The 13,152-nt window shown below is 59.1% G+C and carries 12 protein-coding genes; 10 read left to right on the plus strand and 2 right to left on the minus strand.

All coding sequences use genetic code 11. The annotated features are described in order from the left end of the window. The first annotated feature begins 61 nt into the window (after positions 1–61). Positions 62–1,000, plus strand: a complete 939-nt coding sequence (locus D7S44_RS07505) for an ABC transporter substrate-binding protein (protein ID WP_120453512.1) — start codon at positions 62–64, stop codon at positions 998–1,000. Positions 1,001–1,033: 33 nt separating this feature from the next. Here D7S44_RS07505 and D7S44_RS07510 read toward each other — a convergent pair whose 3' ends face one another. Then, positions 1,034–1,768 carry a response regulator gene (locus D7S44_RS07510; protein WP_120453514.1) on the minus strand — a complete coding sequence of 245 codons (735 nt, stop codon included), beginning with the start codon at positions 1,766–1,768 and terminating at the stop codon, positions 1,034–1,036. Positions 1,769–2,197: 429 nt separating this feature from the next. On the opposite strand from D7S44_RS07510, the gene D7S44_RS07515 reads away from it, so the two are divergent. Both D7S44_RS07515 and D7S44_RS07520 read left to right on the plus strand, forming a co-directional pair. After that, positions 2,198–3,496, plus strand: coding sequence for an NCS2 family permease (locus D7S44_RS07515; RefSeq protein WP_218834496.1), 1,299 nt, complete (start codon positions 2,198–2,200; stop codon positions 3,494–3,496). 409 nt (positions 3,497–3,905) lie between these two features. After that, on the plus strand, positions 3,906–4,319 hold the full coding sequence (locus tag D7S44_RS07520) for a hypothetical protein (protein ID WP_120453516.1): 414 nt from the start codon (positions 3,906–3,908) through the stop codon (positions 4,317–4,319). Positions 4,320–4,363: 44 nt separating this feature from the next. On the opposite strand, the gene D7S44_RS07525 is transcribed toward D7S44_RS07520, so the two are convergent. Further along, positions 4,364–5,818: an AMP nucleosidase gene (locus tag D7S44_RS07525; RefSeq protein WP_120453518.1), complete on the minus strand. Its 1,455-nt coding sequence runs from the start codon at positions 5,816–5,818 to the stop codon at positions 4,364–4,366. A gap of 343 nt (positions 5,819–6,161) precedes the next feature. Between D7S44_RS07525 and D7S44_RS07530 the strand changes: the two genes are divergently transcribed. From D7S44_RS07530 to D7S44_RS23660, 7 genes are all read left to right on the plus strand, one after another. Beyond that, a complete protein-coding gene (locus D7S44_RS07530; protein ID WP_120453520.1) occupies positions 6,162–7,277 on the plus strand; it encodes a branched-chain amino acid ABC transporter substrate-binding protein in 1,116 nt (371 codons plus the stop codon). Between the two features lie 83 nt (positions 7,278–7,360). Beyond that, positions 7,361–8,275, plus strand: a complete 915-nt coding sequence (locus D7S44_RS07535; protein WP_120453522.1) for an ABC transporter permease subunit — start codon at positions 7,361–7,363, stop codon at positions 8,273–8,275. Between the two features lie 7 nt (positions 8,276–8,282). After that, the gene (livM, locus tag D7S44_RS07540) at positions 8,283–9,560 is read left to right on the plus strand and encodes a high-affinity branched-chain amino acid ABC transporter permease LivM (RefSeq protein ID WP_120453524.1); all 1,278 of its coding nucleotides are present in this window, start codon (positions 8,283–8,285) and stop codon (positions 9,558–9,560) included. Next, positions 9,553–10,428: an ABC transporter ATP-binding protein gene (locus tag D7S44_RS07545; protein ID WP_120453526.1), complete on the plus strand. Its 876-nt coding sequence runs from the start codon at positions 9,553–9,555 to the stop codon at positions 10,426–10,428. Before livM ends, D7S44_RS07545 begins: the two co-directional genes overlap by 8 nt. Beyond that, the gene (locus D7S44_RS07550; RefSeq protein WP_120453528.1) at positions 10,421–11,170 is read left to right on the plus strand and encodes an ABC transporter ATP-binding protein; all 750 of its coding nucleotides are present in this window, start codon (positions 10,421–10,423) and stop codon (positions 11,168–11,170) included. The genes D7S44_RS07545 and D7S44_RS07550 overlap by 8 nt, the downstream gene beginning before the upstream one ends. Before the next feature lie 119 nt (positions 11,171–11,289). Beyond that, positions 11,290–12,699: an EmmdR/YeeO family multidrug/toxin efflux MATE transporter gene (locus tag D7S44_RS07555; protein WP_120453529.1), complete on the plus strand. Its 1,410-nt coding sequence runs from the start codon at positions 11,290–11,292 to the stop codon at positions 12,697–12,699. A 121-nt stretch (positions 12,700–12,820) separates the two neighbouring features. Beyond that, complete coding sequence (locus D7S44_RS23660) at positions 12,821–12,991, plus strand: hypothetical protein (protein ID WP_167456957.1); 171 nt, start codon at positions 12,821–12,823, stop codon at positions 12,989–12,991. Positions 12,992–13,152: the final 161 nt, after the last annotated feature.

Consider the following 13,152-nt stretch of genomic DNA (forward strand, 5'->3'; position numbering starts at 1 on the left):
GCGCTTTTTTACCCTCCGCCATTCAGCCGTTGGCGATTCTAATAACAGCAGGAGAAGGTCTATGCGTTTTAATCCGATCGTAACCGGGCTGCTGGCGGCAACGCTGTTCAGCGCCTCTGTCGCCCAGGCGAAAGATCTCAAATCCATCGGCGTCACCGTTGGCGATCTCGCTAACCCGTTTTTCGTGCAGATCACCAAAGGCGCGGAGCTGAAAGCGCGGCAGCTGGCGGGCGACAAAGTCAACGTAACGCTGGTTTCCAGCGGCTACGATCTGGGCCAGCAGGTGGCCCAGATCGATAACTTTATCGCGGCGAAAGTCGACATGATCATCCTCAACGCCGCCGACTCTAAAGGCATCGCGCCTGCGGTGAAACGCGCCCGCGACGCCGGGATCGTGGTGGTGGCGGTCGACGTTGCGGCCGACGGCGCCAATGCCACCATCACTTCGGACAACACCCAGGCGGGGGAGATGGCCTGTAAGTATATTTCCGACCGTCTGAAAGCGAAGGGCAACGTGCTGATCATCAACGGGCCGCCGGTTTCCGCCGTGCAGAACCGCGTTGAGGGCTGCATGACCGAGCTGAAGCGTCATCCCGATATCAAACTGCTCTCGTGGAACCAGAACGCCAAAGGGAGCCGCGAAGGGGGGCTTGAGGTGATGACCGGCCTGCTGTCGGCCAATCCGAAGGTGGATGCGGTGTTCGCCATTAACGATCCTACGGCGATCGGCGCCGATCTGGCGGCGAAACAGGCGCAGCGCAATGAATTCTTTATTGTCGGCGTCGATGGATCGCCCGATGGGGAAGAAGCGCTGAAGCGTAAGAATTCGCTGTTCGTCGCTACCCCGGCACAGGATCCGCAGGTGATGGCGGCGAAAGCAGTGGAGATCGGCTACGACATTCTGCAGGGTAAACCGGCGCCCGATAAGCCGGTATTGATCCCGGTTACCCTAATCGATCGCAACAACGTCGGCAGCTACAAGGGCTGGACGGTAAAATAGCGCCAGACGACGCGGTTCCGGCTGTTTGCCTGGTCAGGCGCTCAGCCGAACCGCTTCCGGACGCGCGACATCGGCGGAAAAGACATAGCCGAGGCCGCGAATGGTGCGGATCAGGCTGGGCTGATGCGGGTTAGTTTCGATTTTGCGCCGCAGACGCATAATCAGCACGTCGATGGTGCGATCAAACACGTCAAGACTTTCACCGTGCGTCAGCTCCAGCAGCTGATCGCGCGTCAGCACCTTGCGCGCGTGACGCACCAGCGCGCGCAGTAGCGCATACTCGCCCTGCGTCAGCGGAACTGACTCGCGCTGCGGGTTAAGCAGCTGACAGCGCGACTCATCAAGCTGCCAGCCGTTAAAACGCCAGCCGCACTCCGCCGTTTCTGGCGGTGCGAGACGACCGCCGCGCCGCAGCGCCGCGCGTGCTCTGGCCACCACCACACGCGGGTTAAAGGGCTTGGCGATATAGTCATCCGCGCCCATCTCCAGCCCTACCACCATTTCCGCTTCAGAACCCATGCCGGTCAGCATAATAACCAGCAGATCCGGACGCTGACGCTGCAGCTGCTGCAGCACCAGCAGGCCGTTGGTATCTGGCAGCATCATATCCAGCATCACCAGCGCGATATCGCTATGCTGCGCCAGCAACGCTGACGCATCCCGACCGTAATGGCAGCAGTAAACGCTAATCTGTTGTTCATTCAGCACATCCTGCAGCAGTTCGCAGACGGCTTTATCATCATCGACAACCAGAATGGCGGGCTTCATGCAGCTCGACCTCAAGGTTATAAAAAGGTTAACAAGAGTGTACACGGCGCGTTTTGCGCCGCGCTGACAAGCGATGGAAACGTGAGCGATATCGCCATTGAGTTTGCTGAAGCGTGCGTTAGCGCAGAATTTTTCGGCCGCCTGAAGGCGGCGATGAAAACGATTGCGCAGCAGCGGGGCAATGCACCATAATCGCGCCTTCTTTTGGTTCAGATTTCTCTTAGAAAATGCCAGGCCTGGCAAGGTAAACGATTGCGTTTGCAGCTGGCATAGCGATTGCTATGACTTCAGGCCTTATGGAGATTCAGGGCGTGACGACAGCAGCCGTCAGCATGCAGCGGCGCGTCGTGCGGTATCACAAAAATCAGCATGTAACCCACACTGGCAAGTGAGAACGCGCATTCGTGCCGTCTCCGCTCTTGAGAGATGATGATGTTAGAAAAACTGTTCAAGCTAAAAGCGCATAACACGACGGTTCGCACCGAAGTGATCGCCGGGATCACCACCTTCCTGGCGATGGCTTATATCCTGTTTGTTAACCCCAGCATTCTGGGGGCCACCGGGATGGATAAAGGGGCGGTTTTCGTCGCCACCTGTCTGGCGGCGGCAATCGGCTCGGTACTGATGGGCCTGATCGCCAACTACCCGATCGCGCTGGCGCCGGGCATGGGGCTGAACGCCTTCTTTACTTATACCGTCGTGCTGCATATGGGTTACACCTGGCAGATCGCGCTGGGCGCGGTATTTTTGTCGGCGGTGATCTTCTTCGCGCTGTCGATTTTCAAAATCCGCGAGTGGATTATCGCCAGCATTCCGCTGCCGCTGCGCGCCGGGATTGCAGCGGGCATCGGGCTGTTCCTCGCGCTTATCGCGCTGGAAGGCGCGGGTATCGTAGTGGATAACCCGGCGACCCTGGTCGGGCTGGGCGATCTGACGAAGCCGGGTCCGCTGCTGGCGCTGCTTGGCTTTATCGTGATTGTGGTGCTGGAGGCGCGTCGCGTTACCGGTGCGGTGCTGATCGGCATTCTGCTGATTACCTTTATTTCAATGGGGATCGGTCTGTCGCCTTTCGCCGGCGTCTTCTCCGCGCCGCCCTCCATCGCGCCGACCTTTATGCAGCTGGATATCGCCGGGGCGTTTAACGTCGGCCTGGTCAGCGTGATTTTCGCCTTTCTGTTTGTCGACGTGTTCGATAATACCGGTACGCTGCTGGGCGTGACCAAACGCGCTGGTCTGGCGGACGAGCAGGGCAATATCCCGAAAATGGGACGCGCGCTGGTAGCTGACAGCGCCGCAGCGCTGTTTGGTTCGCTGCTCGGCACCTCGACCACGACCAGTTACGTGGAGTCCGCGGCTGGCGTGAGCGCGGGCGGACGCACCGGCTTAACGGCGGTAGTGGTCGCCATTCTGTTCCTGCTGGCGCTTTTCTTCTCGCCGCTGGCAGGCAGCGTGCCGGTCTATGCGACGGCACCCGCGTTGCTGTTTGTGGCGGTGCTGATGGCGTCCGGCCTGGCGGAGATCGACTGGAAAGACGTCACGACGGCAGCGCCGGTGACCGTAACCGCGCTGACGATGCCGCTGACCTACTCTATCGCTAACGGCATCGCCTTCGGCTTTATCACATGGACGGTGATAAAAGTGCTGAGCGGCCGTTTCAAAGAGGTGAACGCGGCGCTGGTGATCCTCTCTTTGCTGTTCGTTATCAAGCTGGGCTGGCTCAGCGCCTGATTGCACTAGCCGCGCCTGCGACACGCTGGCGCGGTAACGCTCCTTCCTCTTTTAATGCGCGGATAGCGGCTTGTGCCCGCCGCGCATTTTCTTCTGCTCCATTGATACCGATTTGCGTAGTGGCTTCCAGAGCGCGCCAGAAAGGGTGTTAATTATCCTGACGCAGAGCTACCCTGCCAGCGCTGAATCAAGGCGCTTATCGCTCGCTATTTTTGACTGAATTAGCGGAACAGGGAATGTTTACTGGTCGGCGATCTGGTTAAATACCCAACAGCAAGGGGAAGCGCCAGCGGCATATCCGGAAGAGATCACAAGGAGAGGAGAGAACATCATGGAATTCCCGTTAAGCCCGCTTTCGCACACCTTTCCCCGGCCTCTTATCCCTCTTCGACAGCCAGGAGGAAACCCTATGGAGCGATTAACCCAACGCGTCGAGCGGCTTGAGCTGGATACACACCAGATAAAAACCGACCTGGCGGTATTGACCGAACGCTCGCAGAATTTCGCCACCAGAACGGATGTGGAAGGTTTGCGTGCCGAACAGCTTAAGCTGCGCTGTGAAATGCACGACAGCTTCGCCCAGACAACCGCCCAGTTTGCCCGTATTGATGAGAAGTTTGTGCGAATCGATGAAAGGTTTGGCCGAATCGATGCAAGGTTTGACCGAATGGATGAGAAGTTTGAACGGATTGATATGAAGTTTGAACGCGTGGACGAAAAGTTCGATCGTCTCAACGATCGAATTACCTGGACACTGATGGTGCCAGCCACATTAGCCGTGCTCGGCTGGCTGGCGAAAGAAGTTCTGGTAAAGATGTCATAACAGGGTTAAACAGCACGGGGCATTCCCCCGTGCTTTATTTGTTTTTAACGGAACGGCGGCTCGTTAAAGGTTCGCAGTTTACGTGAGTGCAGCTTATCTCCTTCGGCGCGCAGCAGCTCTACCGCGCAAATACCGATCTGCAAATGCTCTGAAATCGCCCCTTCATAAAAACGGTTCGCCTGGCCCGGCAGTTTAATTTCGCCGTGCAGCGGCTTGTCCGATACGCAGAGTAGCGTGCCGTAAGGTACACGGAAACGATAGCCCTGTGCGGCAATGGTGGCGCTCTCCATATCCACCGCCACTGCGCGGCTCAGGTTAAAGCGCAGCGCCGAAGCGGAGTAACGTAACTCCCAGTTGCGATCGTCCGTGGTGACGACGGTGCCGGTACGCAGGCGCTGCTTGACCTCTTCTCCTGGCATATTGCTTACTGCTTTGGTGGCGTCATAGAGCGCGCGCTGAACTTCCGCAATGCTCGGAACGGGAATATCGGGCGGCAGGACGCTGTCGAGCACATGGTCGTCGCGCAGATAGGCGTGCGCCAGCACATAATCGCCAATGCTCTGGCTTTCACGCAGACCACCGCAGTGGCCGATCATCAGCCAGGCGTGCGGCCGCATTACGGCCAGGTGATCGCAGATGGTTTTAGCATTTGACGGGCCGACGCCGATATTAACCAGCGTAATGCCGCGTCGGTTAGGAGAGGTGAGATGCCAGGCTGGCATCTGGTGTTTTTTCCACGCCAGATCCAGCATCGCCGCGTCGCTGTCCGCCGTATCGGCAGTGATAATCGCGCCGCCTGCGCAGGCCAGACTGTCATAGTCGCTGGCGGGATCGCGCACCTGCTCCGTAGCCCAGCGCACAAACTCATCCACATAGCGCGTGTAGTTAGTAAACAGCACAAAAGGCTGGAAATGCTCGACCGAGGTGCCGGTGTAGTGGCGCAGGCGCGCCAGCGAGAAGTCGGTGCGTAATGCGTCGAAGTGCGAGAGGGGGAAAATAGCGTCCGGGTTAAACAGGCCGTCGGCGGTTTCATCGCCAATCTGCGACAGCTCGGTGGTGGGAAAATGGCGGGCGATGCTGGCGCTCATGGTGCGATCCAGCGACAGATCGGAGCCATCAATCACGTAAGGATAGGGGATCTCCTGGCTGGATGGACCGACCTGGATCTCCACCTCATACTCTTTTTCCAGCATCGCCAGCTGTTCGCTGAGATAGTGGCGCAGCAGCGCCGGACGCGTGATGGTGGTGCTGTAGCTGCCCGTATGGGTAAAGCGGCCCCAGGCTCGCGTGCGGTTTTGCTGCGGGCCTTCACCGCGCCAGGTGATGCGCAGTTCAGGATAGACAAACAGTCCCTGGCGACGCGCTTCCTTCTCGGGCAGCGTACCCTGTTCCGTATAGGTTTTTATCGCAGCGCGCAGCGCGTTCACCGCACCCTCATACAGACGCTCCAGTTCATCCAGCGCCTGCTGGCGGGTAAGGCCGTTCCGTTGTGTAGGCATAAGCTCTCCTGATAATAAGCGATCTTTCCCCACAGCTTAGCGGGTTTACCGCCGCCGCAAAGCAAGAATCTGTGATCGAACGCATTATGCACCAACAGGGTGCTGGCGTGTTGCCAATCCCCGCCTACGTTTAATGAATCAGAAGGTGACGTCGTGCGCTGTCGCTGGCGTTGCCACCTTCCTTTTGGCAAAACCTCGCTATCGGTTTTTCTGGCGAGATTCTTGCTTGCAACAGATAGCGGCTCTTATCGCCGCGCATAGCTTCCTGAACCTGATAAACACCTTCACCACTCCTGCATCGTGGTCTGGCAAACGCAAACTAACTGTGTTGAGGATAGACAGCATGTCTCAGAAACTGATCAAGTTGTCATTAAACGTCGTGATTGCAGGCTATTTCAGCGCTGCGCTCAGTGCGCAGGCAGATATAAAAATCGGCGTCGCCGGGCCGTTCTCTGGCCCCAACGCCACCTACGGCGCGCAGTACTGGAAAGGGGCGTTGCAGGCGGCGGAAGATATTAACGCGGCGGGGGGCGTTAACGGCGAGAAGATCGTGCTGGTGCAGGGCGACGACGCCTGCGAACCCAAACAGGCGGTCGCCGTAGCGAACCGCCTTGTGGATCAGGATAAAGTGATGGCGGTCGTCGGCCATTTTTGCTCTTCCAGCACCATGCCCGCATCGGAGGTCTATGACGACGCGGGCGTCCTGTCAATCACCCCAGGCTCCACCAACCCGCAAATTACCGAACGCGGCATGAAAACCCTGTTCCGCATGTGCGGACGCGATGATCAGCAGGGAGCCATCGCCGCCAACTTTATGATCGATAAGCTGAAGGCGAAAAAGGTCGCGGTAATCCACGATAAAGATACCTACGGTCAGGGGCTGGCGGACGCCACCAAAGCGGCGTTGGAGAAGCGCGGCGTAAAAGAGGTGATGTATGAGGGCCTGTCGCGCGGCGAGAAAGATTTTAATGCCCTGGTAACGAAGATCGCCCAGGCGAATCCCGATGTCGTCTATTTCGGCGGCTGCCATCCGGAAGCGGGCCCGCTGGTGCGCCAGATGCGCGAGCAGGGCGTAAAAGCTAACTTCTTCTCCGGCGACTGCATCGTTACAGAAGAGCTGGTTACCGCTGCGGGCGGGCCGCAGTATACCAACGGCATCTATATGACCTTTGGCAATGACCCACGTCAGATCCCCGACGGTAAAGCGGTGATTGATAAATTCCGCAAAGGCGGTTTCGAACCGGAAGGCTATACCCTCTACGCCTACGCCTCTATTCAGGCGCTGGCCGCCGCCTACCAGGGCGCCGGAAAAGATAATGCGAAGGCCAGCGAATGGCTGAAATCACACGATGTTCCCACCGTGATGGGTAAAAAAGCCTGGGACGGCAAGGGCGATTTAAAAGTGTCCGATTACGTCATCTATCAGTGGGACGATAAAGGCAAATACCACCAGCGGTAAGCCTGAGCCCGCCCTGCATGTCTCAGGGCGTTTCCTGTCCGGGTCGCCCGGTTGCGCGGCCCGCTTTGCGCAGAGACTTCGTTATGGACGCCTTCTTACTTCAGCAACTGATTAACGGGCTGACGCTGGGCGCAGTATATGGCCTGATCGCGATCGGCTACACCATGGTGTACGGCATTATCGGCATGATTAATTTCGCGCACGGCGAGGTTTATATGATCTCCGCCTACCTCTGCGCTATCGGCCTGGCGCTGCTTTCGTTTTTCGGCGTGCACTCTTTCCCGCTGCTGATTTTCGGTACCTTGCTGTTCACCGTTGTGGTGACGGCGGTATACGGCTGGACCATTGAGCGCATCGCCTATCGGCCGCTGCGCCACTCGACGCGGCTGGCGCCGCTGATCTCCGCCATCGGCATGTCTCTGATTTTACAGAACTATGTCCAGCTGAGCCAGGGACCCAATCAGCAGGGCGTGCCGACGCTGCTTACCGGCGTGCTGCGCGTCGAGTTTGACGGCGGGCTGGTGCAGATCACCTGGACTAAGGTCTTTATCCTCGCTGCCGCCTTCTGCGGCATGGCGCTGCTCACCTGGATTATTCAGTACACGCGCCTTGGCCGTATCTGTCGCGCGGTGCAGCAGGACCGGCGAATGGCGGCTATCCTCGGCATTAATACCGACCGCGTGATATCGCTGGTCTTTGTGATCGGCGCGGCGATGGCCGGACTGGCAGGCGTGCTGGTCACGATGAACTACGGCACTTTCGATTTTTACGCCGGGTTTATCATCGGCATCAAGGCGTTTACCGCTGCGGTGCTGGGCGGTATCGGGTCGCTGCCCGGTGCCATGCTGGGCGGGCTGCTGCTCGGCGTGGCGGAAGCGCAGTTCGCCGGGCTGGTAAATTCCGACTACAAAGACGTTTTCTCATTCGCGCTGCTGGTGGTGATCCTTATCTTCCGCCCGCAGGGACTGCTTGGCCGTCCGCTGGTTGCGAAAGTGTGAGGGCGCGATGATGAATAACGCGGTAAATGTGCGCCATGCGCTGCGCGATACCCTGCTGGCCGGGCTGGTTGCGCTGGTGGTTTTCGGGCCGATCGTCGGCGTGGTGCTGAAGGGCTATGCCTTTGACCTGGCGCCAGCGCGCGTGGCGCTGCTGGTGGCTGTAGTGATGGCGGGACGGCTGCTGCTCAGCCTCTTTTTGCAAACCGGGCGCGGAAGGGCGCTGCTGCGCCGCTTCGAGGGCGCGGACGACGGCGTCTACGTGCGTGAGCCGGGCTACCGCTCACGGCTGCGCTGGATCCTGCCGCTGCTGCTGGCGGTGGCGTTGCTGTTCCCCTTTCTCGCCAGCAAGTATCTGCTGACCGTGGCGATCCTGGGGCTGATCTATGTGCTGCTGGGACTGGGGCTGAATATTGTGGTGGGGCTGGCGGGGCTGCTCGATCTCGGTTACGTGGCGTTTTACGCCATTGGCGCTTATGGGCTGGCGCTCGGCTATCAGTATCTCGGCCTGGGATTCTGGAGCATGCTGCCGCTGGCCGCGCTGCTGGCCGCCTTCGCCGGGGCGCTGCTTGGCTTTCCGGTGCTGCGCATGCACGGCGACTACCTGGCGATTGTTACGCTCGGTTTCGGCGAGATTATCCGGCTGGTGCTGACCAACTGGCTGAGCTTCACCGGCGGACCAAACGGCGTTTCCGTGCCGTCGCCGACCTTTCTCGGGCTGGAGTTCGGCCGACGCGCGCGCGAAGGCGGCGTGCCTTATCATGAGTTCTTCCACCTCGACTACAACCCCAATATGAAGTTCATCTTTCTCTATGTGGTGCTGGTTCTGGTGGTGGCGCTGGTGCTGTTTATCAAACACCGCCTGACGCGCATGCCGGTCGGGCGCGCCTGGGAAGCGCTGCGGGAAGATGAGATCGCCTGCCGCGCGATGGGGTTAAACCATGTGCTGGTAAAACTTTCAGCCTTTATGCTCGGCGCCTCGACGGCAGGCATCGCGGGCGTGTTTTTCGCCAGCTATCAGGGGTTCGTCAATCCCACCTCGTTTACCTTTTTCGAGTCGGCGCTGATCCTCGCCATAGTGGTGCTGGGAGGAATGGGGTCGACCCTCGGCGTCGTGCTGGCAGCTTTTGTGCTGACGGTCGCGCCGGAGTTGCTGCGCAGTTTCGCCGAATACCGCGTGCTGCTGTTCGGAATGCTGATGGTGGTGATGATGATCTGGCGGCCGCGCGGGCTGGTGCGCACCAGCCGCGTCGGGGTAATGCCGCGTAAAGGAGTCCGCCATGAGTGACGCTATCCTGCAGGTCGACCATCTGATGATGCGCTTCGGCGGCATCAGAGCGCTTAACGACGTCAGCCTGCGCGTACAGCGCGGCTCGGTCACCTCGCTTATCGGCCCCAACGGCGCGGGAAAAACCACGGTGTTTAACTGCCTGACCGGCTTCTACCGCGCCAGCGGCGGACGCATTCTGCTCAATGCACAGGCGCGCAGCACGGATGTGATTCAAATCCTTGGACAAAAAATCCAGCCGCAGGACTGGCTGCGGCCAGCGCGGCTGGGATCGCGCCTCTGGTACAAAATGTTCGGCGGCGCGCACCTGGTGAATCGCGCTGGCCTGGCGCGTACCTTTCAGAATATCCGGCTGTTCCGCGACATGTCGGTGATTGAGAACCTGCTGGTGGCGCAGCATATGCTGGCGAACCGCAATCTGCTGGCGGGCATTTTCAATACGCGCGGCTATCGCGAGGCGGAGAGTCGCGCGCTCGATCGCGCCTTTTACTGGCTGGAGACGGTGGATCTCGTGCCCGCCGCTAACCGGCTGGCCGGTACGCTCTCCTATGGTCAGCAACGGCGGCTGGAGATTGCGCGCGCCATGTGCACCCAGCCGGAGCTTATCTGCCTTGATGAACCGGCGGCGGGCCTCAATCCCGTGGAAACCGAGACGCTGAGCGCGATTCTGCATCGCCTGCGCGCCGATCACCGTATCAGCGTGTTGCTGATTGAACACGATATGCCGATGGTGATGGCGATTTCCGACCATATCGTGGTGCTCGATCACGGCGACGTTATCGCCCAGGGCGCGCCGCGCCAGATCCAGCAGGACCCGCGCGTTATCGCCGCCTACCTTGGCGCAGAGGAGGAGGATCTTCATGGCTGAGCCTATGCTGAAGTTTGACGCGGTGGATCTCTATTACGGTCCGGTGCAGGCGCTGAAAAAGGTGTCGCTGAGCGTGCAGACCGGGGAAACCGTGGCGCTGATCGGCGCTAACGGCGCGGGAAAATCGACGCTGCTGATGTCGATTTTTGGTCAGCCGCGTATCGCGCAGGGCGAAATCTACTTTCAGGGAGAGCCCATCAGTCAGCGTTCAACGCATTTTATCGCCGCCAGCGGCATCGCTCAGGCGCCGGAAGGCAGGCGAATCTTTGCCGATATGACGGTTGAAGAGAATTTGCAAATGGGCACCATCGCCATCGGCAGCGCGCATCAGAAAGACGATCTGGCGCGGATGTATGTGCTTTTTCCGCGTCTGCTTGAGCGGCGCAAACAGCGGGCGATGACCCTTTCCGGCGGCGAGCAGCAGATGCTGGCGATCGCTCGCGCGCTGATGAGTCGTCCCAGGCTGCTGCTGCTCGACGAGCCGAGCCTCGGGCTGGCGCCGCTTGTGGTGAAGCAGATTTTCGCCATCCTGCGTGAGCTGACGCAGCAGGGCATGACGCTGTTTCTCGTCGAGCAAAACGCCCGTCATGCGCTGGCAATCGCCGATCGCGGCTATGTGATGGCGAACGGCGAGATCCGTCTCAGCGGCAGCGGCCGGGAGCTGCTTGATAATGAAGAGGTGCGCAGCGCCTATCTGGGCGGTACGGCAGCCGCTGCGGTGAAAGGCGATAAAAGATTGTAATAATGATTGAAAAGTCAGGGAAACGCTTTGCATAAATAGTTAAGCGGACCCATCATTATAACTCCTGTCCAATCTGTTCTGATTTGGTTATTCCCTTGCAAAATCCTGGCGTAGCAGTGATGCAGGCGATAAAGCGCACGGCGTGGTATCCCAAACGCCGCTTTTATCGCACGCTGTTCTGGCGTGAGATCACGCCACTGGCGGTGCCCATCTTTATCGAAAACCTGTGCGTAATGCTGATGGGCGTATTAAGCACTTTTCTGGTGAGCTGGCTGGGCAAAGAGGCGATGGCGGGCGTGGGGCTGGCAGACAGCTTCAACATTATCATCATCTCTTTTTTCGCCGCTATCGATCTCGGCACCACGGTGGTGGTCGCCTTCAGCCTGGCGAAGCGCAACGGTAAGCGAGCCCGTGCCGCCACGCGCCAGTCGCTGGCGCTGATGACGGTGCTGTCGCTGGTGCTGGTGTTCGCCATTGAGCTGTGGGGACATCTGATTATCGATCTCATCGCCGGCGGCGCGGAACCCAAAGTCAAAGAGCTGGCGCTGAGCTATCTGCAGACCTCGGCGTGGAGCTATCCGGCAGCGGCGATCGCGCTTATCGGCAGCGGCGCGCTGCGCGGGGCAGGGAACACCAAAATCCCGATGCTGATCAACGGCGGGATGAATATCCTGAATATCGTTATCAGTAGCGTATTAATCTACGGCGCCTTCTCCTGGGAGGGGCTGGGATTTGTCGGCGCCGGGCTGGGGCTAACCATCTCGCGCTATATCGGCGCAATCGGCGTGATTTACGTGCTGATGATCGGCTTTAATGCCTCGCTGAAGATCAGCCTGCCGAGCTATTTCCGCCGCTGGGATTTCAAAATCCTGATGGAGGTGCTGGGCATCGGCGTGCCGGCGAGCATTGAATCGGTGCTGTTTAACGGCGGCAAACTGCTGACTCAGGTGTTTGTCGCAGGCATGGGCACCGACGCCATTGCGGGCAACTTTATCGCCTTTTCCATCGCCTCGCTGATTAACCTGCCGGGCAACGCGCTGGGATCGGCTTCCACCATTATTACTGGCACCCGGCTGGGGCGTAACCAGGTCTATCAGGCGGAACGGCAAATCCGGCATGTTTTCTGGCTGGCGAGCCTCTGTCTGTGCGCGCTGGCGTTTCTTACCGTGCCGCTCTCCGGCCTGCTGGCGCGTTTCTATACGCGCGACCCTGACGTTATCAGCGTAACGCAGCATCTTATCTGGCTTAACGCCGCCTTTATGCCGATCTGGGCGGCCTCCTGGGTGCTGCCGGCGGGCCTGAAAGGCGCGCGCGACGCGCGTTACACCATGTACGTCTCTATGTTCAGCATGTGGGGCGCGCGCGTAGTGGTGGGCTATGTGCTGGGGATTATGCTCGGCATGGGCGTGGTGGGCGTCTGGCTCGGCATGTTCCTGGACTGGGCGGTGCGCGGCGCCTGCTTCTGGTGGCGGCTGAAGAGCGGCAAGTGGCTGGATAATTACCGGAAAATGGTGGCGAAGCAGCAGTAGCGCCATGCCGGCTCGCACGCCGCGGTTAGCTGTTTTTCAGCAATAAACTGCAGAAATTGATGGTTCAGCTATGACAGCGATCGGGCTTTACTAAGGCTCTGACTTGATAAGGGCGAACCAGATGAAAAGATTGCTGCAGCTGTGGAAAAACCGTTTCGAGGCTAATGCCGACCGTCGGCGCGACGAACGTGACGAAAGCGAGGCCAGTCTGGAGCTTGAGCTGCTCATCCCCGTCAGCCAGCTCTATGGCTTCGAATATTATCCTGCGGTGCATCGCTACCATGAAAAATAGCCGCGCCCGTTTATGCTCTCCGGTAAAGCCCGCTCCCGCTAAGCGGGCTTTTTTTCGCCTGCTGCAATGGATTTTTACAAAAGGCTGCGCAGCAACAGGCCAGAGCGGCGGCGAGCAATCTGTCGCGCGGCGGAATCGAAGCATAAGAAAAAGGATCGTTC

This window comes from Pantoea piersonii, assembly GCF_003612015.1.
GTDB classification, from domain to species: Bacteria; Pseudomonadota; Gammaproteobacteria; order Enterobacterales; family Enterobacteriaceae; genus Pantoea; species Pantoea piersonii.